The following is a 24,588-nucleotide window of genomic DNA, read 5'->3' on the forward strand; positions in this document are numbered from 1 at the left end:
CCGGGGGAGAGATGTAACGGGAGGCACCCCCTCCACTTTCACCGCGTGAAGATTTGCGGGAGGGGCACTCCGTGACGGGCCGATCACGATGCGTGCCGATCGGGGCCCTCCGGGCGTATGGTCGGCCCATGGAACGAGTGCGCAGCCGAGTGATCGTCCACGGCGTGGTGCAGGGTGTCTTCTTCCGCGACACCTGCCGCCGCACCGCCCTCGATCACGGCGTGGCCGGCTGGGTGCGCAACCTCCCGGACGGGACCGTCGAGGCGGTGTTCGAGGGACCCTCGGCCTCCGTCGCCCGCATGCTCGACTGGGCCCACCGAGGCCCGCGTGGCGCCGACGTGACCCGCGTCCAGCTCCACGAGGAACGGCCCGAGGGCCTGGAAGGCTTCGAGATCCGCGTCTGAACCCACCCACCGGGAACACACGGAGGCCGTCGTCCCACGAATGGGAGAACGGCCCCCGCGGACCGCATTCGTCCGCCATGCTGGGGCGGACTCCTCCGGCGGGTGCGCCGGCCTCGTGACGCTCGACCGCACAAGACGAACGGAACCCTGTGAGCCTTGCCCGCTCCGGCGGGCGGGTGCAGCCCGCCCGCCCCGGCGACCCCAAGCGGGTCGGCACGTACCGGATCATCGGCCGCCTCGGGTCGGGCGGCATGGGCACGGTTCACGCCGGCCTCGATCCGGCCGGGCTACGGGTCGCGGTCAAGGTCGTCCACCCCGCGCACGCCGAGGACCCCGAGTTCCGGGCCCGCTTCCGCCGCGAGGTGCAGCTCTCCGCCCGGGTCCGGGGGCCATGGCTCATCCCCCTCCTTGCGGCCGATCCCGATGCCGAAACCCCGTGGCTGGCCACCGCCTACGCCCCGGGCCTCACCCTCGACCAGCACCTGGCCGTGCACGGCCCCCTTTCCGGCGGCACCTTGTACGCCTTCGCCACGGGCACCGCCCGGGCCCTCGCCACCGTCCACGCCGCCGGCGTCGTCCACCGGGACGTCAAACCGCAGAACGTCATCCTCACCCCCGCCGGGCCGCGCGTCCTGGACTTCGGGATCGCCCACGCCGCCGACGGCACGTCCGTGACCCGGACCGGCGTGATGACCGGCACTCCGGGCTGGATCAGCCCCGAGCACTACCGCACCGGCACCGCCGGCCCGGAGGGCGACGTGTTCGCCTGGGGCGCGCTCGTCGCCCACGCCGCCACCGGCCGCCTGCCGTTCGGCACGGGAGCCCCGGACGTGGTCGCGTACCGCGTCATGTCCGGTGGTCCCGACCTCGACGGCCTCCCCGGGGAACTGCGCGGGACCGTGGACAAGGCCCTCGCGAAGAACCCCCGCGAACGGATGACCGCCGATTCGGCAGCGCAGGAGTGCGCGCGGCTCCTCGCCGCCCAGGCGACCCACGTACTCACCGTCGGCGCAGGGCCGGGCGCGACGAGGGCCGGCCACCTCGTCACCGGCGAGTGGCACGTGCCGGGCGTGGAGGACCCCGCCTGGCGCACCCCGGCCGCGTCCACCCGCAAGCGCGCGCTCATGGCCGCCGTCGCCGCGGCAGCCGCAGGCACCGCCGTCGCGGGCAGCATCGTCGCTTTCGACACCGAGGACCGCGTCGGTACCGGCGCCGCTCCAAGCAGCGCGGTCGCCGCCTCGCCGCGCCACAGCGAGCCGTCCTCCTCCGTCCCGGCCGGGGCCATGACCGCATCACCCGTCGACGCACGAACCGTCAGGGTTCCCACGGATCCGCTGGCGGGAGTGCCCGGCCCGGCCTACACCCGCTCCGGTGACGAAGCCCAGCCGGACCCGGACGAATGGCGGACCAGCACCACCGCCGCCGGCCCTCGGGAGCGGGAGGCCGAGCAGGCGATCCGCGACCGGATGAGATCCATGCTGGCCACGAAGGACATGGACTTCATGAAGCCCACGATCACGTTCAACCTGCGCGCGCAGACCGTGATCGTGACCGGCGGGCCGGTCCCCCAGCTCCCCGACCACTACCGGGAGGTGTTCCGCCGGGCCGGGCAGATGGCCGCCTGCACCGCGCTCGCACATCGCCTCAAGGACGCCCCCACGACCTGGCCCTACGGCCGCTTCTCCGTCTACTGGAAGACCTCCGACGGTGACGTCAGCGCGGCGGCCATCGGCTACGGGAAGGCCACCGACGGCTGCTTCACGGAGATCGCCGGCCAATGGCGCGGCGACGAATCCGGCATGGCGACGGCCGAGATCCCGAGCAGCGACAAGGCCGAGATCCGCGTGGCCGACGCCACGGCCAAAGCCGTCACGGCCACCTGGAACACCGCCACCGCCGAGACGAACGAAGCCCCCATCGGTACGGCCGACGACATCACCCTCGGCTTCGATCCGGTCGAGAACGCCGCCTACGTATGGACCGACGACCCCAACAACCGTTTTACGAGCCGCGCTTCCCAGTCCAATCTCAAGGGCGCCGCCGAGGAAGCCGTCTGCCGCAAGCTCACCGCCGAGTTCCACAGCAACAGGAGCTGGAACTACACCCGCTGGGCCGTCGCCGTGTACGACCCTTACACGAACGGACGCCAGTTCATCGGCTCGGGCACCTGCACTCCCTGAGCCCCTCGACAGCGGCCTACTGGCCGGCTGCTTCGCCTTCGTGGCTGCGGGCCGCGGGGCGGCTCGTCACGCGCGCCTCCAGCGCTCGCTTCGCCTGCGGCCACTCCGGCCGGGTGATGCTGTACACCGCCGTGTCGCGTATCCAGCCGTCCCGCATGACCATGTGGTGGCGCAGGACACCCTCGTGCGTCGCGCCCAGCCGGGATATCGCCGTCCGCGACTTCGCGTTGCGGACGTCCGTCAGCAGCTCGACCCGGTTCATCCCCATCACCTCGAAGGCATGCGTCAGCATCAGCAGCTTCGCCTCGGTGTTCATGCCGGTCCGCTGCCAGGACTCCGCGAGGAAGGTCCAGCCGATCTCCAGCCGGCGCTGCGCGGTGTTGATCATCATCAGCCGCGTCGAGCCGATGACCCGCCCCGTCGCCGCGTCCACCGTCGCGTACGGGAGCTGCGTGCCCTCGGCGCGGGCCGCCATCGCGTCTTCGATGAAGCCGCGGACATCATCCGGATGCGGGACGGCCGTCACCGCGAGATTCCACAGGCTGCCGTCGCGAACCGCCTCGCACAGCCCGTCGTGGTGCCGGAGCCCCAGCGGCTCGAGCCGCACCCGCTCTCCCGTGAGCGCCACCGGCTCCGCCGACGCCTTCGCCCGCTCCATGCCCGCCCCGTCCGTCCCCCGTGATCACCACTGACGGCCAGACCCTACCCGCCGTCGGCGATCACACCACCGGGTTTTCCCCGGAAAACGATCAAGGGCCTTGCTTCACCGAAGTGAAGCAAGGCCCTGATGTGCGACTACGGAGCCGGCTCCGTCTCCAAGACTCACACGCTCGGCGTCCACCGCATCAGTGACTTCCGAGGGGCGCCGGGCCAGGTCTCACTGGCCCACCCCTTCACAACACCGTTGCCTCGGCGCTCTCCTCCGGCTTGGCATCGACGGGGCGCGCCGCGTCCTCGGCGAGCAGTCTGAGGTATTCGGCCATGCCCTCCTCCGAGTCGTCGAGCACGTAGGGCGCCTCGCCGGAGACGTTCATGAGGTCGGCCTGCTTGCCCGCCGCCGACCAGGCGAGCGCCAGGGCCACGTTCGACCACCAGCAGCTTCCGTCCACCGTCAGCCAGGCTTGGATCTGCTCGCCCTTGCGGACCGGAACCGTGAGGTTGTACTCGGATCCGCCCCCGACCTGACGGAGCATCGGGGCCGCGCAGTAGTGGTAGCGGCCCGCGACGATCAGGGTGAGGTTGGCCTTGTATCCGATGTTCTTCTCCATGCTCGTGGCGTCGAACTGCTTGACCGAGCAGACCAGGACGCCGTCGGTCTGCGCGGTGGAGGTGAACTTGTTGTCGGAGCCCGGGGCTTGCCCCCTGTTCCAGAACCGGATCTGTGCGGGCCTGAAGAGTTGCGTCACCCCCGTGAAGACGGTGGTGCCGGACAGGGTGGTCGCCCCGCTGAAGGTGTTGGCGCCGGTCAACGAGGCAGCCCCTTCCACCAACAGCTTGGCGTCGACCTTGAGCCCGGCGGGCTGGCTCACCCGCAGCGGGTTCGACCCCGAGCCCCGGACCGAGCCCAGCACGGTGAGGGTGGTGCTCTGCGATCCGGCGACGGTGACGTTGTCGTTGAACGTGCTCGCACTGCCGACCGAGAAGGTGCCGGCCACCTCGGCCTTCGCGTCGACCTTGAGGCCGGCGGGCTGGCTGACCCGCAGCGGGTTGCTGCCCGCGCCCCGGACGCTGCCGGCGACGGTGAGGTCCTTGGCCGCGTTGTTGAGGCTGACCGTGTCGGAGAAGACCGCGGGCCCCTGGACGGTCAGGTTCCGCACCACCAGGTCGGGGACGCGGACGGTCACGGCCGTGGTCAGGGTGTGGGTCAGCGTGGTGCCGCCCTCCGACACCTCGGCGCGGAGCATGAAGCCGGTGACGGTGGTGAGCCCGACGGGGGTCGTCCAGGTGCGCTCCTTGTCGAGCGGTACACCGGCGGGCGCGTCCCCCCAGTACATCGTGTACTTCGCCTCGGAGCCCTCCCAGCGCAGGACGGCGGCCTCCCCGTTCTCCACCATGATCTTTTCCGGTGCGAAGTTCCGGAACACGAATCCGGCGGGGAACTTGTCCACCTGCACGGCGGCGGCCTTGTCGGTGAAGTTCCCGTTCGTCGGGGAGGAGTTCTCCACGATCTCGATGGTGACCTGGCCGGGGGCCCGGTTGATCTCGATGTTGGACAGGGTCAGGGACACGATCTGTCCGGTGAACTGGACCGCGCGGGCCGGGGTGAAGGTGATCACGGCGAAGCCGCCGGCCACGCTGGGTGCGGAGGGGGTCCAGCCGGTGCTGGCCCCGGTCCTGATGGCCGCGCCGTTGCCGGTGAGGTGTCCCGCGCCGGAACCGAGCGGGACCCTCACGGTGATCTTGTCGCACCAGGCCGGGGTGGTGATGCCGCCGCCGACGTTGATGTTGATGGAGCCGTACTCCGTCTCCTCCGCCGAGCTCACCCGGAGGGGATGGGGGTCGGTGGACGGCTCGTACGGGAGCAGGTTGGTGGAGTTGACCATCTGGATGCTCATCGGTCTTCCCTTCCCTACAGGGCGTTTCAGGAGGTTTCGGTGGCGTCGAGCACCAGGTAGCCGTACCGCGCCTGGGGCGCTGGATCGCCGGGGTGCGCAGACGCGTCGGCCGGCACGATCGCCAGTTCGGCCCACTCGGTTTCCGCGCCCCGCGGTTCGGCCCAGGACCACGTGCCGTGCCACGAGGCGGGCTGGGGCAGGACCACTCCGCCGACCGGGTTCCCATCGGGGCCGGCGGGGCGCTCGGGGGCGAGCAGCGGGCCCAGTCGGAAGGCGGCGCGGATGCGCCGCACCGCGTCACGGACGAGGTCGTCGGGGAGTGCGACCCGGGTCACCGGCAGGATGTCCGTGGTCGCGTGCACCGGTGCGTACGGGTCCATCAGCAGCGTCAGGTGGTGGGTCACCGGCTGGTCGGGGGTGCGGGCGGGGAGGGCCAGGCCCAGGCCTTCGGCGATGGGCTCGACGTAGCCGTCCCCGCCCCCCGCTCCCAGGATCGTGTGGAAGACCTCGTACGAGGTGTCCTGGTCGGGTCCGGTGGCTGCGCTGAAATAGCCGACGAGCCCGTCCCCGAGCAAGCGTTCGTTGCCCAGCCGGACGGCCCAGCGGTACGTGTCGTACTCCTCCGCGGGCTCCTCCAGGACTGCGTCCCAGCCCGGGCTGCCGACCAGCGGGCCTTCCAGTTCGATGCCCAGGTCGGCGCGGACGAGGGCCAGCGGCCGCCCCAGCAGCCGCAGGGGGGAGCCGTCGTCCTGCGCGGCCGGATCGGAGATGGTGTCCAGGGCTGCGTCGATGGTGTCGAGCAGGCCGGCGAACGCGGTCGCGGGCTTGTCCAGCAGGGGCCGCAGGAAGCCCGCCAGGTGGGGCAGGACGGCGGCGAAGGAGTCCGTCTGCGGGTCGGGGTGCGGGGAGCCGGGCAGGGCGAGCCAGACGGTGTCGTCCTGGCCGGCCGTGTTCCTGACGATGCGGACCTCCCCCAGGGCCTGTCCGTCGGGGGCGTGCACGATGAGCGTCTGGTCGAGGTGGTTGAGCAGGAGCCAGCCGGCCAGGGGGTTCTTCGCCGTGTCGGCCTGGGCCGTGGGGGACTGCCGGCGCCAGTCGGTGGCGCGCACCGTCTCCAGGCGCAGCCGGGCTCCCTGGAGCAGCCGGGGGCCGAGCTGGACGAACCTGGGGCTGCCGATCAGGTCGTCGTCGAGCATGGCGTCGGGTGTGACGCTGTCGCCGAGCGTGAGACTGACCCCCTCCTGGTTCTGGTGGTTGACGATGTCGAAGCTCCGGCCGAAGCGGTCGACGATCCGCAGGTCGTGGAAGAAGAACTGGCCGGCCCGTACGGGCTGGTAGGGGCTGCCGGGGTCCCCGGGCGGGGGTTCGACCGGGCCGGGGTCCGGCACCCGTTGGACGTCGCCGACGAGTCCGGCGGTGTCGGCGGGGACGTGCACGGTCGTGCGGGCGGCGCCGTCCTGCTGGAGCAGCCAGTCGTGGAAGCCGTCGAGCCGCTGGGAGAGCAGATCGGGGTCGGCGAGCTCCTCCTTCAGTGCGAGGAGGCCCTCGGCGGGGGCGTCGGAGTAGGTCTCCAGGTAGCGGTCGATCTGGTGCGCCAGTACGTACGGGGCGGTCGGGGTGAGGAAGGCCCGGTTCTTGAAGGTGAGCCAGCGCAGGTCGCCCTCGCCGTCCCCGGGCTGGGCGCCGTCGCCGGACCATTCGTAGCGGTGCCCGTTGAAGGACCAGTGGGTGTCGTCGCCGGTCTGGTAGGGGGTGGGGCAGTAGCGGAGCTCGAACTCCATGTGCATCGGCAGCCAGGGCTGGCGCCACGGGGCGGTGTACTCGGGGACGGGGCCGGCGGTGCTGTCCGGGTCGGCCAGGGCGGCGGGGAGGTGACCGGACCGAGCGACCTGGTCGAGCAGGGCGAACTCGGCCAGCAGCGTGGCGCAGGCCGGGGGGAGGCCGGTGAGGTCGGGCGCCGGCGGCGCGGTGGGCCGGTCGATCCACTGCCCGCCGGCCTTGATCCGGGTGAGCAGTGCGCCGGGGACGCGGCAGGGCAGCGGAGCGTCGCGGGTCAGCGGCTGGGTGGCGCCGGTGTTCCTGATCAGCACCACCGGGTCGGCCGGCCGGTAGTAGGACTCGCGTGCGGTGCGTTCGAGCACGTACTCGGGGGCGAGGCCATGCACGGTGGCGTAGGCGTCGATGGCCGCCTGGAGCTCCTCGGGCGTGCCGCCGGTGGGCAGTTCGGCGGCGAGGGCGGCCTGTTCGGCCAGGAGTGCCCGGACGCGGGCGGCGACGCTGCCGGCCCGGTCGGGATCGAGTTCCGCGTCGGCCCGGGCGTCGAAGCCGTCGGGGCGCCCGGGGGTGAACGGCGGGACGGGCTTGTTGCGCAGCCACCAGATGTTCCACAGGCGCTCGCGCTGCCGCAGCAGGGTCGGGGTGAGGCCGTCGTACTGCCGCTGGGTTCGGTTGAGCACGGCCAGCCAGTCCGGTTCGGCGGGCCGCGGCGGTGCCGGTACGTCGCCGTCGACGGGCCGCGGGGAGATCCGCCAGTGGTGTCCGCCGCTCGAACCGGAGAACCACGAGTGGTGGGTGATGGTGTCGAGGTCCACCTCCCCGTCCCCGGTGTCGAGCGTCTCCAGGGTGCCGTGGAAGAGGGAGCGGACGAGGTCTCCGGTGCGCGCGGAGCGGCTCTGGCGGGCCGCCAGCCGGCCCATGGCCTCGGCGGTGCTGCTGCCGAGGGTCAGCATCTCGCTCAGTTCTGCGTTGCTCGGCTTTTCCGAGGGTGGGGTGGCGCCCTCCCGCTGCCAGGGGATCCCGAGTGCGGTGCCGTGGTAGAGGGTGGTGCGCAGGCCGGCCCCGGTGCCCTCGGGGGCGGCCCAGTCGAGGGCGGCCAGCAGGTCGGCGACTCCGTCGGCGTCAGGGGGCAGCAGGCCGGGGATGTCCGCGGCGGCACCGAGGAACTCGGGGTTGTTCCCGTACCAGCCGACGACGAGGTAGCTGAGCGTGGCATCGGGCGGGTAGTTGTCGAGTTCGCCCTTCAGGTCCTGGAGGGTGTCGTGGAGGGAGAAGACGTCCTTGTTGTACGGCTGGTAGGCCGCGAACCCGGGCAGTCCCGGTCCGGCCGCGGTCAGGTGCGGCGGCTGGGCGGGCGGTTCGGTCCACGGCCCGTCCGACAGGGAGTGGCGGCGGCCCAGGAAGGTCATGCCCAGCGGTTCGCCGGGCCTCGACTCGGGATCCGGGTAGGGGTTGGTGCCGTACAGCGGATTGCCGTCGGCGTCCTGGACCGGGCGGCTCTCCAGGTAGTCGCTGTGGACGATCCAGCCGGTGACGGAGGGCGCCGCGGCTCCCGGAGCCGTGGCGTAGCGGACCACGAGCCAGCGGTCGGGGGCGTAGGGGAACGCGGTGTCGCCGGTGGCCTGGTCGACGTGGCCGTCGGTCAGGACCTCGGGCAACTGCCAGTGGACGTAGACGCCTTCGGCGTCCGGGCCCATCGTCTCGAGGCCGACGCCGGGGGGCGGTTCGGCGCCCGCCCCTTCCTCGGTCATGGCTGCGAAGTTCGGGGTCCAGCGGTTGAAGGTCTCCGCGGTGCGGGTGAGCCGGTTGACGACGAGGGCGTGCACCTGGACGGGGACGACGAGGTCGGTGGTGCTCATCGGAGGGTCTCCGTCCTGGCGGGGTCGGCGGCGGGGCTGGTGATTTCCTGCTCCAGGGGTGCGTTGACGAGCTCGATGGCGAGTTGGCCCGGGTCGAGGTCGGCCAGCCCGAACGTCCGCGCCAGCGGCGGGACCAGTCCGCCGTCGCCGAAGAACCGCAGCACGGCCGGTCCGTCCTCGGGGCCGGGACGGAGGTGGAGTTCGGTGACGGTTCCCTGTCCGTCGGCCGGGTAGAAGGTCTCCAGTGGTGTGCCGAGCCCGGGGCCCGGGGTGAGGTCTCGGAGGCTGATGCGGTCTCCCGCGTCGATCCCGTAGTGGATGCCCTGGCCGGGTTCGCGCAGGACGACCTTGTCGGGGACGCCGTCCCAGAGCACCATCATGGTCCCGGGGCCGGGCATGGCCCTGCGGAGTTCGGTCAGTTCGCGGTCGCCCGCGCCGGCCGTGATCACGATGTCCGGCCAGGCGGTGACCAGCGCGGAGCGCAGCAGCATCCCGGCCGCGGCCACGGGGGTGGTGGACTTCCGGCGGGCGGAGCGGTTCAGTTCGGGGGCGAGCTGCGCGTCGATGGAGGTGTGGACCGCCACGTCGGCGGCCCCGGCGACCAGGGCTTCGATCCAGGCCGGATCGATGCGGAACATGCGCAGGGATTCGGGCGGGAGCATGCGCGGGTCGGGTACGAGGTGGTGGAACGGCAGTCCGTGGAGCAGGCCGAGGCGGGCCTGCCAGGCGGCGATGGCGTCCGCGTTGCGGTCGGCGGTGGCGCGCAGCACCGCCGCGTTGCGTTCCTCGCCCAGCAGTGCCCGCATCCCGCTCCTGGTACGGGGCGGGGTGGGGGCGCGGCGGCCCTCGGTGTCCGGGAGCTGCGCGCCCTTCAGGCCGTCGGCGAGGGTGCGGCGGAAGTCGGCGGAGGCCAGCTCGCGCAGCGGGCCCAGGGCGGCCGGGCCGTCCTGTACGGCCCGCGCGCCGGACATCAGCGCGGCGGCCTGGTTGGCGAGTTCGCGGCGGGCCCGGGTGACCGCGGTGGTGTAGTCGGGGTCGGCCAGGCCGATGGTCCTGCCCAGGGTCCAGGCGGTGGCGTAGCTCACGTCGAAGAGCCCGTGCCCCGGGTCGTAGACGAGGGCGTGGTCGGCGGTGGTGTGCGGACCGGCCGGCCGTCCGTCGGGCAGGGCGGGGGCCGTGACGGGGGTGCCCGGGCCGCGGTACCACGCGTAGGTCAGTTCCCCGGACAGCAGGCGGTGCGGCACCGCGACGTACCCGAGCCGGAGCCGCTCGTACACGGCGCGCTCGACGGGGTCCGCGCCGTGCGGCGGGTCGGCGGGGAGCCGCAGGGCCAGGCGCTCGGGGTCCGGATCGTCCGGGTCGTCCGGCCCGACGAGGTTCTGGAGCAGGGTGCCGGGGTCGGAGGCGGGGCCGTCGCTGCTGGCGAAGGTCCAGTGGTGGAGGGAGGCCAGGCGGACCGCGGTGGTGCCGGGCGGCAGGGTGCCCGACAGTCGGCCCTCGAAGCCTTCGAAGGAGACGAGGTGGACGACGTACTCCCCGGGGGTGCGGGGGAACCGGTTGGCGGTGACGACCCCGTACTCGCCGGGGGCCAGCACTTCGCCGTCCGCGCGGGCCGTCGGCGCCGCGGCGACCTTGCGGACGTGGGCGAGGTAGTACATCTCGTCGTCGTGCGGGGCGACGGCGGTGAAGAGCTCGGCCGGCACGTCGATGGTGGCGCACTTGCCGGCCGCCTCGGAGTCGGAGACGCCGCCGTCGGGCAGGACCGGCCCGGTGACGCCGGGTTCGGCCGGGTGGCGGAGCTCGTCCACGGTGCGCAGGACGGTCGCGCCGGTCGCACCAGGGTCGTCGGGGAGCTCGCCGGCGCCGAAGACCAGCAGGGCCAGCCACGGCGGCCGGGCCTGGGGACCACTGCGGGTGCCCGCCTGGTTGCGTTCCCACGGCAGGGTGGCCCGGTTGAACGTGATGTGCGGCAGGGTCCGGCCGTACGAGGACCGGCTGCCGGGGGGCGGGTAGAGCGCGTGCACGGTCGTCCGGGCGAGGACGAACCGGGCGGCCCGGATCTCGAAGGTCTCCTCGGTGGTGGGCAGCCGGTCCGAGGAGTCGAGCTCCCCGTCCGCGTCGGTGAGCGTGTTGTGCACCTGGACGCGGTACGTCCCGGGGGTGGCCCGGGGGATCAGGTGGTCGAGGAAGTTGACGCGGAGCGCGGGCTCGCTGGGCAGGGTGGGCACGGTGGCGGTCACCTCGTCGCGGTGGTGGTCAGGGGCGGGGTGGTGAGGCTGCGTCCGGCCAGCCCGGCATAGCCGGTGAGGGGGCTGTCGGCGTCCGCGCCGACGCCCGCACCGAACCGGGCCAGGGCGTCGAGCACGCTGCCGCGCAGCTCGGCCACGTCCGGGTCCGCGACGGTGCGTTCGATGAGGGCGATGCTGTCCGGGTCCAGTCCGGGCTGCGGCCCGTCGGGATCCGGGTCCCGCAGTGGCATGTCCCCGTCCGGGAGGCCTTCGTAATTCAGGGCGTCGGAGGTGACCGTTCCGGTGTCGGTGCCGTAGTCGGGTGCGGGCAGGGTGACCTTGAGGCCGGTGAACCGGCCTTCGAGCAGGTGCTCGCCCTTGAGGGCGTCGCCGGGCTCGGCCAGCGGTTCGCCCCACAGGCCGGGGGCGACGGCACCGGTGACCTCGGTGAGCGTCCAGAAGTGGGCGGCGGGGTCGAAGGACGTGCCGTCCTTGGTGATGGCGACACGGTGTTCGGAGCGGACACCGGTGCGGCGCATCGGGCGGATGTCGATCAGGCCGTGCTGCGACTCCTTCCACAGGACGTCGTTGACGTAGATGTGGGAGGCGGGGATCCCGGCCTCGGTGGTGAAGCTGAAACCGGCGCAGGAGACGAGTACCGGGTCCTTGACGGCGGCCCGGACGGCGGCCTCTCCCGCGTCGACGTCGGCGAGCAGCCCCTCGTTGGGGGTGATCCTGACGGGCGCGGGGATCTGGGTGCGGAACTCGGGCCAGTCCACGCTCGGGGTGTGGTCCCGGGCCGAGCCGAAGCCGAAGCTGAAGGAGACGAACCAGAGTTTGACCGTGGCCCGGCCGCCGAAGGGCGGCAGCCACAGGTGCAGACCCACGCCGACTTCCACGGAGATGCGCACCTTGATGAACGCCACCTTGACCGTGGCGGCCACGCCGATGCTGATCCCGAGGGAGACGTCCATGTAGAAGGGCTTCCACTGGACCAGCACGTCGAGGTGTGCCGTGAACCAGGCCGACAGGATCCCCTTGTCGTAGACGGCGGCCAGCCGGCCGCCGAACATGAGGGCGGCCGGGGTGACGGCCGCGTACGCCTCGGCGCGCACGGTGATGTCGGAGGCCGGGGACCAGACGAACCCGAGGCGCTGCGGGCGCGGGTAGTGGACGGGGGCGTTGTAGGCGGGGTGGTAGCCACCGAGGCTGACGACGAAGTCACCGGCCTTGGCGCCGCCGGTCCACGCGTACACGGCGAGGCCGCCGGTCAGCACGATGGACGGGTCGAGCACGTAGCTGCCGGGTAGCAGCGCGACGTCCATCGAGAGCCGGTGCTCGTCGGAGACGTAGGCCAGGCTCAGCCCGATGTTGACCTTGGCGATGACCCGGGCGGCGGGGTTGGCAGTGCGGGGCAGGGTGACCGAGGTGCGGCCCAGCAGCATCACCTTCACCGAGTCGCCGAGCTCGATCACCGCCAGGGCCTTGGTGTCGATGAAGCCGAAGCTGGTGAACTTCACTCCGGCGGCGATCCAGTGGTTGCCCAGGTCGGGACGGATCCAGCCCGTGGGGCCGGTCAGGGCCTTCAGGGCGTCCTCGGGCGTGTAAGGCTCGGGGGCCGGCATGCCGGGCAGTGCCTGCGCCGCGTCCAGCCGTGCCACCAGGGGGAATTCGGCGATCTCGGTGCCGGTGGGGACCTTCTTGAAGGAGCTGTTGACGCCGAATCCGGCAGAGAATCCGGTGACGGTGAACGGGGGCGGGCCGAACAGGGCGGCTCCCCCGGCCAGGGACGCCTCGCCGTACAGGAAGACCGAGTGCCAGCCCTCGGTGCTGCGCGCCCAGACGGCCTGGGCGCCGACCTCCACCGCCATCGCCCGGACCAGGAGCAGTCCGGCGAGTTCGAAGTCGAGGGAGGGGTCTTCAGGTTCACGGTTGAGCAGGCCGCCGCTGATGGCGATCAGGCCGCTCGCTGCGGTGGCCTCGATGGTCATGCCGTGCAGGAACGGCAGGAGCGGGAAGCCGCCGCTCATGCCGACGTAGAAGCCCAGCCCGGCGACGTCCCAGACCAGCGGGCCGACGGTGGCACTGCCTTCGAACGAGATCAGCAGGCCTTTCTTGAGGTCGTACGTGAGGACGATCTGCTCGAGGTGGACCGGTCCGAGGGTCTTGTCGATCTCGAAGGCGTACTGGAGCTGCCACTTGCGCTTCTCGCTCTCGTCCGCCGAGTCGTCCTTGGGCGGGATCGTGATCACCGCCGCAGGGGCGGGGGTGCCCAGGACCGAGAGGTACACGGCTGCGTTGGGGCCCTTGGTCAGGGGTACCCCTGCCGCCTCGTTGGCCGCCGGGAGCTGCTGGAGGGGACCGAGGTTGTACTCGGTGATGACCTGGTTGATCTTCCGCGCGTCCTCGCCGGACAGGGCGACGGAGACGTAGATGATCTGGAAGGCCGGCAGGGACAGCAGGCCGGAGCCGATCATGGGTCCGACCAGCGGCAGCCCGGACGCGTCCCAGTCGGTGCGCACCCGGACCAGGGCGACGGTGGTGGCCTTCGGCTTCCCGTCGGCGTTCACATGTCCGAGCACGGTGGTGCGCAGCAGCAGCACCTCGACGGGTTCCGGGCCGGTGCCCTGGTCGATCGGGGCGACGGCGGTGACCATCATGTTGTCGGTCTTGCCCATGGGGTGTCGGTGCAGCCGGACTTCCTCCAGCCAGTCGACGAGCGGGCCGGGCAGCTCGACTCCGTGTTCGCCGAGTGCTTCCAGGAGCGGGGCGATCAGGGGGCGCTGGCCTTCCACGGCCTGGGCCGCGCCGATGGAGTCCTTGCGGAGCTCGGCGCGGAACTCGACGGACCTGTCGACGGCGCTGCCGAGGTGGAAGGCCGCCCAGGGGCCGGGGGACGGGCACTGCCCGGCCTGCGCACCGTCAGGGCCGGCGGCGAGGAGGACGCGCAGGCCGCGTCCTCGCTGCGCGAGTTCGGTGAGGTCGACGCGCGCCACGGACGTCTGGAGCAGCCAGGTGGCGGGGGTGGCCTCGAAGACCAGGCCGGTGACCGTACCGCCGGCGGCGGTGAAGCGGGCGGTGGCCGGCATGCTCTCGCCGGCCAGGGTGACGCTGCCGGTGACGGTCAGCGCGGACGGGTCGGCGGTGGCCCCGGTCAGGACCAGCTGGCCTTCGGGTAGATGCTCGAAGGTGGTCGACTCCTCGTGCCAGCCCAGCCTGCTGGTGTCGAGTTCGAAGAGGCCTGACGCCTCGGTGGGGAAGAGTGCGCGCAGTTCGTCAACCGTCAGTGCCATGGGAACAACCCCCGCAGGTGAACACGTCCATACCGGCTTGCGCGGGTGACCTTACGGTGACACATAGTGACGACAGTGGACACGGCAGGCTATTAGGGCGAAAACAGGACTTGCAGTCCTGAAAGGTGCCAGATGGATCGATTCTCCCGGGCGATTTACGCCGAATATCCCCTATACATAGTCCTTTTCTAGCCGACCCAGGCCTGCATTGGGGACGGATTCGCACGAGACCGGGTGCCGCACCCCTCCCCCGGGACGGCAGTGTCCGCCGGAACAACGACCGAACAGCGTTGCTGCATTCGATGCGCCGGCCCAACCGTGAGGTGGTCAGGCGGTACTGGTGGGGGTGCAGAGGATGTTGCCGTAGCCGTGGTTGCGGTTGGCCAGGTGCCCGTTGAAGGCGGCGAAGCCCGCCCGGTCGCGGTTTCGCGGCCGAGGCGGGTCAGGCCGCGGGGCCAGGACCCCACGATCAGGCGCGGGCGGTAGCGGGTGCGGATGCGGTCCGGGGCGAGACCGGTGGCGACGGCGTCGAGGGTGGTGGCGGGTACGTCCATGGGGTCGCCGATCGCGCAGGCGTTGCGCGGGAGGCTGCCGCGGGCGTTGGTGAAGGAGGACAGTTCGAGCTGTGCGGTGCCGGGTCGGCGAGGACGCCGGCCCTGATGACGTCGATGCCGCCGATCTGGTTGAGGGGGGAGCTCGCGGCGCAGGAGGGTGAGGTTGGCGGGGACGGGTTCGATGGCAACCGGCCGGCCGCCGGGGAGGGTGCGCCGGGCGGCGGCCGATCCCCCGCACCCAGGTGATGGCGACGGGGCCACCGACGGCAGCATCATCGCCGCCATCATGACCACCCAAGCAGCAGGAAGACCGGGAGCGCCAGGCCCATGGTGCCGGGCTCCATCCCCATGTGGCGGGCCTGCCCGATCGTGAGCACCCACCCGGATACGGCGATCAGCACCATCAGCATCCAGCCGACCGCCAGATCACGCCGGGGCAGAAGCACTCCGGGCCGGGTCGGCGCGGGCGCTTCGAGATGGACGTGCGGCATGCCGGGCCTCCCAGGGGCCGGACGCCATGGCCCGAGGACACCTCCAGCTCAGCACAGAACCCGCGGGTCAGCCATGCAGCGGCTGGAAGCGGCGCAGGCGCAGGCTGTTGGTGACGACGAAGATTCCCGGCGTCCTCCCGGCCCGCCTGACCTGCCGGGTCTACCGCACCCCAGGCGGCCTCGCGGGCCTGCCGACACCCGCTCAACTACGCAAAGCCCTCGAAGCCGCCGCCGAAGACTCGAGCCACTGGCCTCTGCGCTCGCTGGGCGGCTCGACTGCCGCGCCCAGCGCCGGGCAGCAGGCCGACGCCGCCGCGAGTTCGGACACCGGGCGTGTACCACCAGCACACCAAGAATCTGATGACGCTCTCCGGAGTGAGGCCCTTGGTGCGGTAACAAGGGAAACCTCCTGGCCACGGTGCTGGTGAGAGGCGCAATGGTCGCCTGTGGTCTCAGGCTGGAGGTACCCGCTTCCCTCCGCTTCCTGGAGGCGGTCCCCATGCGTACCAGCGTCGACCGCGGCCGCATCTACCGCCGCTGCGGCTGCAGAGACACCCAGCATCACCAGCTCGGCGCGCACTGTCCTCAGCGTCCAGTGGGCGGAGGGCTCCTGGCCGTCGAGCCGGCCCGCGAATGCATGCGCACTGGCAGCATCCCCGTCGAACGTCTGGAACACTTCCGTACTCTCCTGGCCGTCCGGGCCCCGGCCGCCACCGTCGAGCTGAACCTGGACTGACCCTCGCCTTGAGCGGCGGCTGCTCTTGGTGACGGCCGCGGGCCGCGGACGAAGGTGGCACTGCCAGTGACAGTCTCCGCAGGAGTGCTGTCAAAAGGGATCTGGCTGGGGCGGGGCGGGCGGCCGAGGCTGGGTGCATGACAACCGCCGATACCTCCACGACCGCCGCATCCGCGCCGCCGACCGGTGGCCGCATGACCGGACGCCAAGTCGCCGCCCTGATGGTGCTCCTGGCTTCGCAGTTCATGATGGCCGCAGACTTCTCCGTGCTCAACGTCGCGCTGCCCGAGGTCGGTGTGTCCTTCGGGTTCTCGACGGGGAGCCTGCAGTGGATCACCACGACGTTCGCCCTGTGCGCCGCCGGATGCACCCTCGTCTTCGGCCGCGTCGGCGACTACGTGGGGCGCCGGCGCATCTTCACGGCAGGAATGGTCGTCCTGGCCGTTTCCTCTCTCGTCGGAGGCATCGCCGACTCGGCCGCGATGCTGCTGGTCGCCCGTACACTCCAGGGTCTGGCCACTGCGGCTGTCACGCCCGCGGCGCTCGCCCTGCTCACCACGGCCTTCGCCGAGCCCTCTCTGCGGACCCGGGCGCTCGGCCTCAACAGCGTGATGATGAGCTCCGGTTTCAGCGTCGGCGCGATCCTCGGCGGTGTCCTCACGGATGTGCTCTCCTGGCGCTGGGCCTTCTTCATCAACATCCCCGTGGCCATCGCGGCGATCGCCGTCGTGCCGCTCGTCGTCGACGAGAGCCGGGCTGCGCAGCGCAGCCGCATCGACCTGCCGGGCGCGCTGCTGATCACCCTGGGCCTGTTCGCCGGGATCTACGGCGTCACCCGCGTCGGCGAGCAGGGCTTGGACCTGACGGCCGGCGTCGCGCTGATCGCCGCCGCCGTCCTGCTCAGCGTCTTCTGGACCGTGGAGAGCCGTACCGTCGATGCCCTGGTCCCGGTGAAGGTCCTGAGGAAGCCCGACATCGCCTTCGGCAACGTAGCCGCCCTGTTCATCTTCGGCGGCGAGACCGCACTGATCTTCTTCACCGGTCTGTACGTCCAGAACGTGCTCGGCCTGTCGTCCCTGGTTGCCGGCCTGGTGCTGCTCGGGATCGGAATGGGCCAGATCATCGCCGGCGTCGTCGGTCCGCGCCTCCTCCAGCGCGTCTCGCCGCGCACGATGCTCGGCGTCTCCCTGGCCCTCCAGGGCGCGTTCATGCTCCCCGCGCTGTGGGCGACCGCGGACTCACGCTGGCTGATCCCGCTGATCATCACCCAATTCGTGAACGCGTTCTTCTCCATGATGGCGGCCCTGTGCTTCATGGTCATCGCCACCTCGTCCGTCGATGCCGACGAACAGGGCATGGCGACCGGGATGGCCACACAGAGCCAGCAGGTCGGTATCGCGATCGGCATTCCGCTGGTGAGCGCGGCGTTCGCCACCGTCGTCGGGCAGGGCACCGCGACCACCGCCAAGGAGCTCACCGGCATCCACGTGGCCATCGGCGTGGCCGGTGTCTCGCAGCTCGCCGTCGGCCTGCTCCTGTGGCTGGTGCTGCGCAGCAAGTTCAGCAGTCCGCAGTGACCGCGTAGAGCCGATGTGGCGGCAGCCACGGCCGGGAGAGCGGTCCGCACCGCCCTCCCGGCCGTTGTGGCGCAGGTCACCGCGATCCAAGGCGATATTGCCGATGCCGTTCGGCACTTCATAATGAGAAGGGTGGAACAGATCATGAACACGGACCTCGGTAGCTATCTGCGCCAAATGCGCGAGCGTGTCCGACCGGAGCAGATGGGGCTGCGCACCAGCAACTCCCGCCGCGTTCCTGGACTGCGCCGCGAAGAAGTGGCCGCGCTGGCGGGTGTGAGCCAGACCTACTACACCCGGCTTGAGCAGTCACAGACCGCCCACGCGTCCCCGCAGGTCCTACTCTCCATCGCCCGCGCACTGGATCTCGGCCGCGACGAGCAGGACTACCTGCTCAAGATCGGCACAGCGGTGCAGAACCCGCAGCGGCAAACGCCCGATGACGACCAACTCAGCTTCAGCACCAGGATGCTGATGTCATCACTCGGCAGTGTGGCGGCAGCCGTGCTGAACTACCGTTGCGACATCCTGGCCTGGAACCCCCTGTACCACCAACTGTTCGCACCGCACCTCGAATTCGGCGTCCCCCAGGATGTCGAACAGCGCCCCAACATCATCAAAATGAACTTCCTCGACGAGAACGTCCGGGCTCTGTACGCGGACTGGGCCGCCGAGTCGGAGTCAAACGTGACGTATCTGCGATTCATCTCGGGAAATCACCGACACGATCCGCGGCTTGCCGAGCTGATCGGCGAGCTGACCATCCAGGATGAAGAGTTCGCGGCGCTCTGGTGCCGCCAGCGGGTGGCGAACTGCATCGAGGGCACCAAGCTCTTCGACCATCCGGTGGTGGGCGAGCTGGAGTTGATGTACCAGTCCGCAGGCCTCCAGGACGGCAACATCCTGAAGCTCTACCACGCGGAGCCCGACTCCCCGCACGAGGCGGCCCTGCAGCTTCTGACGGTGGATCTGAACTCCGTTCACCGGAGCTGAAGGACAACTACACAAGGCCCCCGGTCCGTACGGACCGGGGGCCTTCCGTGTGCCGCATGGGCGACTACGTCCGGCGGATCGCTGTCACCCCCCAGGTGAACCCGGATCCCGCCGTCGCCACGATCACCAGGTCGCCTGAGCCGATCCGGCCGTCCCTCTCCAGTTCCTCCAGGGCCAGGAACGGGTCCACGCCCCCGAGGTGACCGTCGAAGTCGTACTGGAAGACGCTGCGGGAGGCGGGCACCCCCAGCGCGGACAAGTACTTGCGGTGGATGTCCTGGTTACCGTGCGTAACCAGGAAGTACGCCACATCGTCCGTCTCCTGTCCGATATCCGCGAGGACCTTGCCGGTCAGGGCGGTGAAGTTGTCAAGGAACGCCTCGCCGAGTCCGTCGAGCTTCTCGCCCCGCTCGACCTTGACCTGGCCCTCCTTGATCTCGCCGTAGTACGAGTCCACCCACTGCGGGTCGGTGTGATGGGCGGCGCCGAGCACCTCGTACGCGGCGTTGGCCGAGACCAGGACCGCGGCCGCGCCGTCCGCGAAGTTGAACAGCTCGATGTACCCGGTGCCGTACTCGACGAGCTGGCTCAGTCGGTCCGCGATGATCACCAGCGCGTACTTGTGTGTGCCTGCCCGCACCTGGTCATCCGCCATCTTCACGGCCACCATGCCCGCGTTGCAGAAGTTCGAGACCTCAAAGCAGTGCGCCTGCTCGATCCCCAGCTCCAGTGCGATCTTGGCTGCGGGCGACCAGAACGGCGTACCCCATTCGCTGGAGCCCGCGTACAGGACGAGACCGATCTCGTCGAGCGGCACCGGGTTCCTGGCCAGGAGCCTGGCTGCGGCCTCCCGTCCCAGCCCCCAGGAACTCTCGCCCTCGACCAATACCGAGAACTTTCCCGAGGGCAAAATCTGCCCGAGCTTCTCAACGCTGTGGCCGGACTCCCGACTTACGTCGTTGACACTCAGCTTTCCGCTCGGTATCGCCACGGCGAAGTCAGCTATTCCCACGATTCCTCCCCTTTCCTGTCAGACGTATTCCACGACGGCGTGCGGCGTATAGGGCTCCTCGAGCCGAGCCAGTTCGGTGGCGTCGAGCACCACGTCGAGAGCAGCCACCGCGTCTTCGAGGTGGTGAGGCCTGGTCGCACCGACGACGGGCGCGGTGACCGCGGGCTGGTGCAGCACCCAGGCGAGGGCCACCTGGGCCATGGGCAGGCCGCGTTCGGCAGCGATCTCGGCGACCACACGGGCAACCGCGCGATCGGCCGGCTCGGTCGGTCCGTAGAAACGCTCCTGTATCGGGTCGCCCGCAGTGCGGGGCGAGGCAGCGTCCCAGTCCCGGGTGAGCCTTCCGCGGGCCAGCGGACTCCACGGGGTGACGCCGACGCCCTCCGCGAGGCAGTACGGGAGCATCTCGCGCTCTTCCTCGCGGTTGACGAGGTTGTAGTGGTTCTGCATGCTCACGAACCGTGTCCACCCGTGCAGGTCGGCGATGTACTGCGCCTTCACGAACTGCCAGGTGTGCATGGACGAGGCTCCGATGTAGCGGACCTTGCCCGCGCGCACCACGTCGTGGAGCGTCTCCATCGTCTCTTCCACCGGAGTTTCGTGGTCCCAGCGGTGGATGATGTAAAGGTCTACGTAGTCGGTGTCCAACCGTCTCAGGCTTGCGTCGAGTTCGCGCATGATTGCCGAGCGTGACAATCCACCGGAGAGGGAAGAGGTGGTCATTCTCTCGTACACCTTGGTGGCGAGGACGACGTCCTCGCGGCGCGTCAGTTTCCGTATCGCGCGGCCGAGGAACTCCTCGCTCGTACCCAGCGAGTAGACGTTCGCGGTATCGAAGAAGTTGATGCCCAGGTCCAGCGCCTGGGCGATGAACGGGAGGCTCTCCTCTTCGGGCAGCGACCAGGGATGGGTGCCACGTCCGGGTTCGCCGTAGCTCATGCATCCCAGCGCCGGTCGTGACACCTTGAGGCCGGACGAGCCCAGCCGGGCGTAGTGCAAGGTTCTTCCTCTCGGATCGGGCGGCGTGCGGGGTTCAGCTCTTGACCTCGTCCTGGACCTCGGTCAGCCGACCCCAGGAGGCAATGCCCTCGTCGAGCGGGATGTCCAGGCTGGCGAGGTACATGGCGGTCATGGCGCTGTGCCCCGCGAGGTGGGTGATCTCAGCGATCTCGTTCTGCGAGTAGTACGCGCGCAGGGTGAAGTAGGCCTCCTCGCTCGCCTTGTGGTCGACCATGCAGTCGGTGACGTAGCGGACCAGGGCGGCGCGGGCGGGAGGCAGTTCGTCGTAGAGGCCTTCCTCGATCGCCTTGATCCCGGTGTCGTCCAGGCCGGCCTTCTTCGCGAGCGGGTAGTGCAGCAGACGCTCGGACTCGCTGTCGCGCAGCCGGGCCACGCGCAGCACAACCACCTCGCGGTCCAGCAGGCTCAGCAGTCCGACGGTGAAGGTGCCGCCGAGCGCGAGGTGGGCGGCTGCCGAATTCTTGGTCAGCAGCAGTGCGCGGGTCAGGTTGGACTGGAACTTCTCGTACACCGCGCGCTGTTCGGGCGTCATGTCGGCGACTTCGGTGAGGGTGACACGGGGGGTGGTGGTACTCATGGCTGGCTCCTTCGGGTTGATTCCGGGACAGGTGTTAGGCGGGCTGCCCGGCGAGTTGCGAAGCGACGGGGTGTGGGATCACATGCCGGGCCAGTGCCTGGCCGACGTTGTGGACAGCGGCGGCGGGGGCGTTGCCGTCCAGGGGGACGAGGCTGTCGAGGTGGCCGTCGGGCCGGATAATCAGGGCGTGTGCCTCGCGGGGGAGTTTGCTCAGCAGCGGGCCTGGCGGGCGGCCGCCCAGATCGGAGACGGCTGCCTCGGTGACCTGCTCACGCAGCCGCTCGACGAGCCCGATCCAGCGCTCGTACCGGTACCGCAGGCCCGGCCAGAGCAACACGGTGTAGCGGTCGACGCGCAGCACCGGCGCCGCGTTCGACTCGCGCCAGCCGAGGGGCAGGCGTTCGCCCGGCACCAGGGAGCGTATTTTCGGCCGAGCGCCGTAGTGGGTGTCGAGCTGGGCCAGCTTGGGCGCGAGCACCTTCTCCAGCATCCGGGTCGTGCTGCCCAGCCGGTAGACGGCGTCCCGGGCGAGGGTCTGGTGCCGGGCCGAGTACAGCCCGATCCGGGCCAGGCGGGTGGAAAGGCCGGCGACCGCGTCGACGGCCGGCCTGCGCTCGGCGTCGTAGCTGTCCAGCAGGTCGGGGCGGTAGTCGCCCCGCACCACACCGGCCAGCTTCCATCCCAGGTTGACCGCGTCCTGGATGCCGGTGTTGAGGCCCTGCGCGCCGGACGGGCTCATCGCGTGCGCCGCGTCGCCGGCGAGGAAGACACGACCGCTGCCGTACGTGCCCGCCGAGCGGACGTGCGCGGTGAAGACGCCGCTGAACTTCATCTCGCCGAGCCTGCGTGCCCCGGGGACCCGTTCGGCGAGCAGCGTCTCGAAGAAGGCGCGGTCAGGGGTGTCGCCCAGGTAGTCGTCGGGCACGCTCGCGCCGACCCGGAAGACCCCGTCGCCCAGTGGCGCCAGCACCATGTTTCCGGACCGGGTCAGGTAGTACGCCGCCTCGCTGCTGGTCGTCTCGCCGAGGATCTCGGCGTCGGTGATGGCCAGCCGGGTGCGCAACGTCCGGCCGGCGAACCGGAAGCCGAACACCTCGCGGACGGTGCTGTTGTAGCCGTCGGCGCCGACCACGTAGTCGTAGGTACGGGTCTCCGACCTCCCGGTGGGCAACTGGAGCCGGCACTCGACCTCGTCCGGACGCTGCACGCCGTCCACGAATGTGGTGTCGTAGTCGATCGTGCTGCCGAGCGTGGTCAGGTGTTCCTCGAGGATCTCCTCGGTGCGCCACTGCGGAAGGGTGATGGCGAAGGGATAGCCGACGCCCCCCAGCCGGTCGAACCGGATCAGGCCGATCATTCTCTTCTGGGAGTAGTAGTTCATCTGATCGAAGTAGTGACCGTTCTCGACCAATTTCCGGCCCACGCCGACGCGGTCCAGGAGTTCCAGGACGCGAGGCCACAGGATCGTGGCGCGCGAGTGTGGGCTCTGCCTGCGGAGCTTGGAGATGACGTCGGCCCGGACCCCGTGCGCCAGCAGCTCGCAGGCAAGGACCATCCCGACGGGACCGCCACCGACGATCAAGACGCGGGGCCGTTGCGTGTCGTTCACCATGGGTCAGGCATCGAGGGGACGCAGGCGGAGAACGTACGGCGGACGGACGTAGGCGCCGTCGACCTTCGCGAGGAAGTCTGCGACGTACCCCTCCTTCATGTGCAGGTTGATGGCTGCTTGGTCGGCCCACTCCTCGACCAGCACGATCACGTTCTCGTGCTCCTCGGACAGGAAGGCGTCGAAGCGCCGTGCGCCCTCCTCCTGCCGGGTCGCGGCGCACAGCTCCTCGAAGGCGGCTGCCGTGTCCGTCAGCCGGTCTGGTACGACGTCGAAGAGGACGGTGATTTCGATGCTCATGTGCGCGTCGCTTCCTTGGGGTTGAGGTCGTCGGTGATCAGGTCGTCGAGGTCGACGAAGGGCAGGGGGTGCACAGGGGTGGGTGGGCCCTCGCACTCATGCGGGGCGACGTTCCACCAGCGCAGAGCGGCGCGCGGACGGCCTGCCGGCGTCCATGCGGTGTCCACGCAGGCGGCGGCGCAGGTGCCGACCAAGACGTCCGGCGCGTCGACGGCGTTGGTCAGGGCCCGGATCAGCAGGTTCAGCACTCCGCCGTGCGTGACGACCAGGATGGGGGGCGCTGCCGGGTCCCGACCGGCCTCGGCGATGCCGGCGAGTGCAGCGACGAAGCGGGAGCGCGCGGCGTAGCCCGACTCACCGCCCGGCGGAGCGTATGCGAGGTCGACGACCAGCTGCCGCATGGTGTGCGGGTGCCGCCTGGCGAACTCGGCGCGGTCCTGGCCATCCAGGGTGCCCAGGTCGCGCTCGCGCAGCCCGTTGACACGCAGGTGCGGGACGCCGAGTCGGCCCGCGGCGTATGCGGCGGTCTGAGCGGCGCGAGCCAGCGACGAGGAGTACACCGCCCCCCACCTGTCCGGCCGCAGTGAGCGGGCGACTTCCTGCGCCTGCCATACCCCGGTGTCGTTCAGGGGGATGTCAGCCTGTCCCTGGAACCTGTCAGTGGCGTTGCGGTCGGTTTCTCCGTGACGGAGAAGGACGATGCGCATGAGGACAGCCGGAGCCGGGTACTCAGGCGGCGGCCGGGCCGGTGGCGGCGGGGGCATCGAGCCCCTCGACCACCCGGGCGGCCTCCTCGATGGTCTGGTGTCCGGTCAGCACGCCCTCCTCGATGGAGACGCCGAGCCGCTTCTCCAGGATCAGCGACATCTCCACCGCGGTCCTGCGCGACGCCACTCATTGGGACGACGTCGTCACGGAGCTCGGCTTCGAACACCTCCGACGGCACGACCTGCGCCACACCGGACTGACCTGGTTCGCCGACGCCGGCGTGGCGCTCCACGTCCTGCGCAAGATCGCCGGACACGGCTCGCTGACCACCACTCAGCGATACCTGCACCCCGACGCCGGCCAGATCACCGCAGCTGGTGCCGCGCTGTCTGCGCACCTCATGGTGCTCCGTGCACCTCGTTCGCTGCCAGTCACGACCGTCACCGCGATCTGACCCGCACTGACCGTCCTGGTCCCCAACTGGTCCCCAAAACGATCAAGGGGCCGTTTTGGATTGCTCCAAAACGGCCCCTGACCTGTGACTCTTTCGAGTCGGGACGACAGGATTTGAACCTGCGACCCCTTGACCCCCAGTCAAGTGCGCTACCAAGCTGCGCCACGTCCCGATGCCCGCTGACCTGGGGTTTCCCCTGGTTGAACGCGCAGGAGAACAATACCGCACTTCGCGGGGTGGTCGCGCGCAGCTTTATCGGGGC

General features: G+C 70.6%; 18 protein-coding genes, 1 tRNA gene and 1 pseudogene. 6 read left to right on the top strand and 14 right to left on the bottom strand.

Annotated elements, in window-relative coordinates; genetic code table 11:
* The first annotated feature begins 128 nt into the window (after nt 1-128).
* Together ACZ5WG_RS20050 and ACZ5WG_RS20055 are read left to right on the top strand one after the other, a co-directional pair.
* Nucleotides 129-404, top strand: coding sequence for an acylphosphatase (locus tag ACZ5WG_RS20050; RefSeq protein WP_468724760.1), 276 nt, complete (start codon nt 129-131; stop codon nt 402-404).
* 149 nt (nt 405-553) lie between these two features.
* On the top strand, nt 554-2,584 hold the full coding sequence (locus ACZ5WG_RS20055) for a serine/threonine-protein kinase (RefSeq protein WP_468724762.1): 2,031 nt from the start codon (nt 554-556) through the stop codon (nt 2,582-2,584).
* Between the two features lie 16 nt (nt 2,585-2,600).
* Here ACZ5WG_RS20055 and ACZ5WG_RS20060 read toward each other — a convergent pair whose 3' ends face one another.
* From ACZ5WG_RS20060 to ACZ5WG_RS20085, 6 genes are all read right to left on the bottom strand, one after another.
* Nucleotides 2,601-3,242 (bottom strand): GNAT family N-acetyltransferase, encoded by a 642-nt coding sequence (locus ACZ5WG_RS20060; RefSeq protein WP_468724763.1) that lies wholly within the window; start codon nt 3,240-3,242, stop codon nt 2,601-2,603.
* A gap of 235 nt (nt 3,243-3,477) precedes the next feature.
* Nucleotides 3,478-5,139: a hypothetical protein gene (locus ACZ5WG_RS20065; RefSeq protein ID WP_468724764.1), complete on the bottom strand. Its 1,662-nt coding sequence runs from the start codon at nt 5,137-5,139 to the stop codon at nt 3,478-3,480.
* A 26-nt stretch (nt 5,140-5,165) separates the two neighbouring features.
* Nucleotides 5,166-8,774 carry a hypothetical protein gene (locus ACZ5WG_RS20070; RefSeq protein ID WP_468724766.1) on the bottom strand — a complete coding sequence of 1,203 codons (3,609 nt, stop codon included), beginning with the start codon at nt 8,772-8,774 and terminating at the stop codon, nt 5,166-5,168.
* Nucleotides 8,771-11,014 carry a hypothetical protein gene (locus ACZ5WG_RS20075; protein ID WP_468724768.1) on the bottom strand — a complete coding sequence of 748 codons (2,244 nt, stop codon included), beginning with the start codon at nt 11,012-11,014 and terminating at the stop codon, nt 8,771-8,773. The genes ACZ5WG_RS20070 and ACZ5WG_RS20075 overlap by 4 nt, the downstream gene beginning before the upstream one ends.
* A complete protein-coding gene (locus tag ACZ5WG_RS20080; protein ID WP_468724770.1) occupies nt 11,011-14,295 on the bottom strand; it encodes a DUF6603 domain-containing protein in 3,285 nt (1,094 codons plus the stop codon). The genes ACZ5WG_RS20075 and ACZ5WG_RS20080 overlap by 4 nt, the downstream gene beginning before the upstream one ends.
* Nucleotides 14,296-15,133: 838 nt before the next feature.
* Nucleotides 15,134-15,340 (bottom strand): hypothetical protein, encoded by a 207-nt coding sequence (locus ACZ5WG_RS20085; RefSeq protein ID WP_468724772.1) that lies wholly within the window; start codon nt 15,338-15,340, stop codon nt 15,134-15,136.
* Between the two features lie 499 nt (nt 15,341-15,839).
* On the opposite strand from ACZ5WG_RS20085, the gene ACZ5WG_RS20090 reads away from it, so the two are divergent.
* The 3 genes from ACZ5WG_RS20090 to ACZ5WG_RS20100 all read left to right on the top strand — a co-directional run bounded on the left by ACZ5WG_RS20090 (nt 15,840) and on the right by ACZ5WG_RS20100 (nt 18,646).
* A complete protein-coding gene (locus ACZ5WG_RS20090; RefSeq protein WP_468724774.1) occupies nt 15,840-16,076 on the top strand; it encodes a hypothetical protein in 237 nt (78 codons plus the stop codon).
* Nucleotides 16,077-16,213: 137 nt separating this feature from the next.
* Entirely contained in the window at nt 16,214-17,653 is a 1,440-nt protein-coding gene (locus ACZ5WG_RS20095) for an MFS transporter (RefSeq protein WP_468724775.1), read from the top strand.
* A gap of 132 nt (nt 17,654-17,785) precedes the next feature.
* Entirely contained in the window at nt 17,786-18,646 is an 861-nt protein-coding gene (locus tag ACZ5WG_RS20100; RefSeq protein ID WP_442270908.1) for a helix-turn-helix transcriptional regulator, read from the top strand.
* 64 nt (nt 18,647-18,710) lie between these two features.
* Here the strand turns inward: ACZ5WG_RS20100 and ACZ5WG_RS20105 are convergent, their stop codons facing one another.
* The 7 genes from ACZ5WG_RS20105 to ACZ5WG_RS20135 are packed head-to-tail and all read right to left on the bottom strand — an operon-like array spanning nt 18,711 to nt 24,031.
* Nucleotides 18,711-19,658, bottom strand: coding sequence for a 3-oxoacyl-ACP synthase III family protein (locus ACZ5WG_RS20105; protein ID WP_468724777.1), 948 nt, complete (start codon nt 19,656-19,658; stop codon nt 18,711-18,713).
* A gap of 18 nt (nt 19,659-19,676) precedes the next feature.
* Nucleotides 19,677-20,657, bottom strand: coding sequence for an aldo/keto reductase (locus ACZ5WG_RS20110; RefSeq protein WP_468724779.1), 981 nt, complete (start codon nt 20,655-20,657; stop codon nt 19,677-19,679).
* A 34-nt stretch (nt 20,658-20,691) separates the two neighbouring features.
* Nucleotides 20,692-21,255: a carboxymuconolactone decarboxylase family protein gene (locus ACZ5WG_RS20115; RefSeq protein WP_468724781.1), complete on the bottom strand. Its 564-nt coding sequence runs from the start codon at nt 21,253-21,255 to the stop codon at nt 20,692-20,694.
* 34 nt (nt 21,256-21,289) lie between these two features.
* Nucleotides 21,290-22,867, bottom strand: a complete 1,578-nt coding sequence (locus tag ACZ5WG_RS20120) for an FAD-dependent oxidoreductase (protein WP_468724783.1) — start codon at nt 22,865-22,867, stop codon at nt 21,290-21,292.
* Nucleotides 22,868-22,870: 3 nt separating this feature from the next.
* Complete coding sequence (locus ACZ5WG_RS20125; RefSeq protein WP_468724784.1) at nt 22,871-23,164, bottom strand: putative quinol monooxygenase; 294 nt, start codon at nt 23,162-23,164, stop codon at nt 22,871-22,873.
* Nucleotides 23,161-23,928 (bottom strand): histidine phosphatase family protein, encoded by a 768-nt coding sequence (locus ACZ5WG_RS20130; protein WP_468724785.1) that lies wholly within the window; start codon nt 23,926-23,928, stop codon nt 23,161-23,163. Before ACZ5WG_RS20130 ends, ACZ5WG_RS20125 begins: the two co-directional genes overlap by 4 nt.
* On the bottom strand, nt 23,894-24,031 hold the full coding sequence (locus tag ACZ5WG_RS20135; protein ID WP_468724787.1) for a hypothetical protein: 138 nt from the start codon (nt 24,029-24,031) through the stop codon (nt 23,894-23,896). The genes ACZ5WG_RS20130 and ACZ5WG_RS20135 overlap by 35 nt, the downstream gene beginning before the upstream one ends.
* Here ACZ5WG_RS20135 and ACZ5WG_RS20140 point away from each other — a divergent pair.
* Nucleotides 24,030-24,326 (top strand): annotated as a pseudogene (locus tag ACZ5WG_RS20140) (tyrosine-type recombinase/integrase); the annotation flags it as partial. The gene ACZ5WG_RS20135 and the pseudogene ACZ5WG_RS20140 overlap by 2 nt on opposite strands.
* Before the next feature lie 98 nt (nt 24,327-24,424).
* Here the strand turns inward: ACZ5WG_RS20140 and ACZ5WG_RS20145 are convergent.
* Nucleotides 24,425-24,498, bottom strand: a tRNA-Pro gene (locus ACZ5WG_RS20145).
* Nucleotides 24,499-24,588 lie beyond the last annotated feature (90 nt).

It is taken from the genome of Streptomyces sp. NPDC032745 (assembly GCF_055579465.1).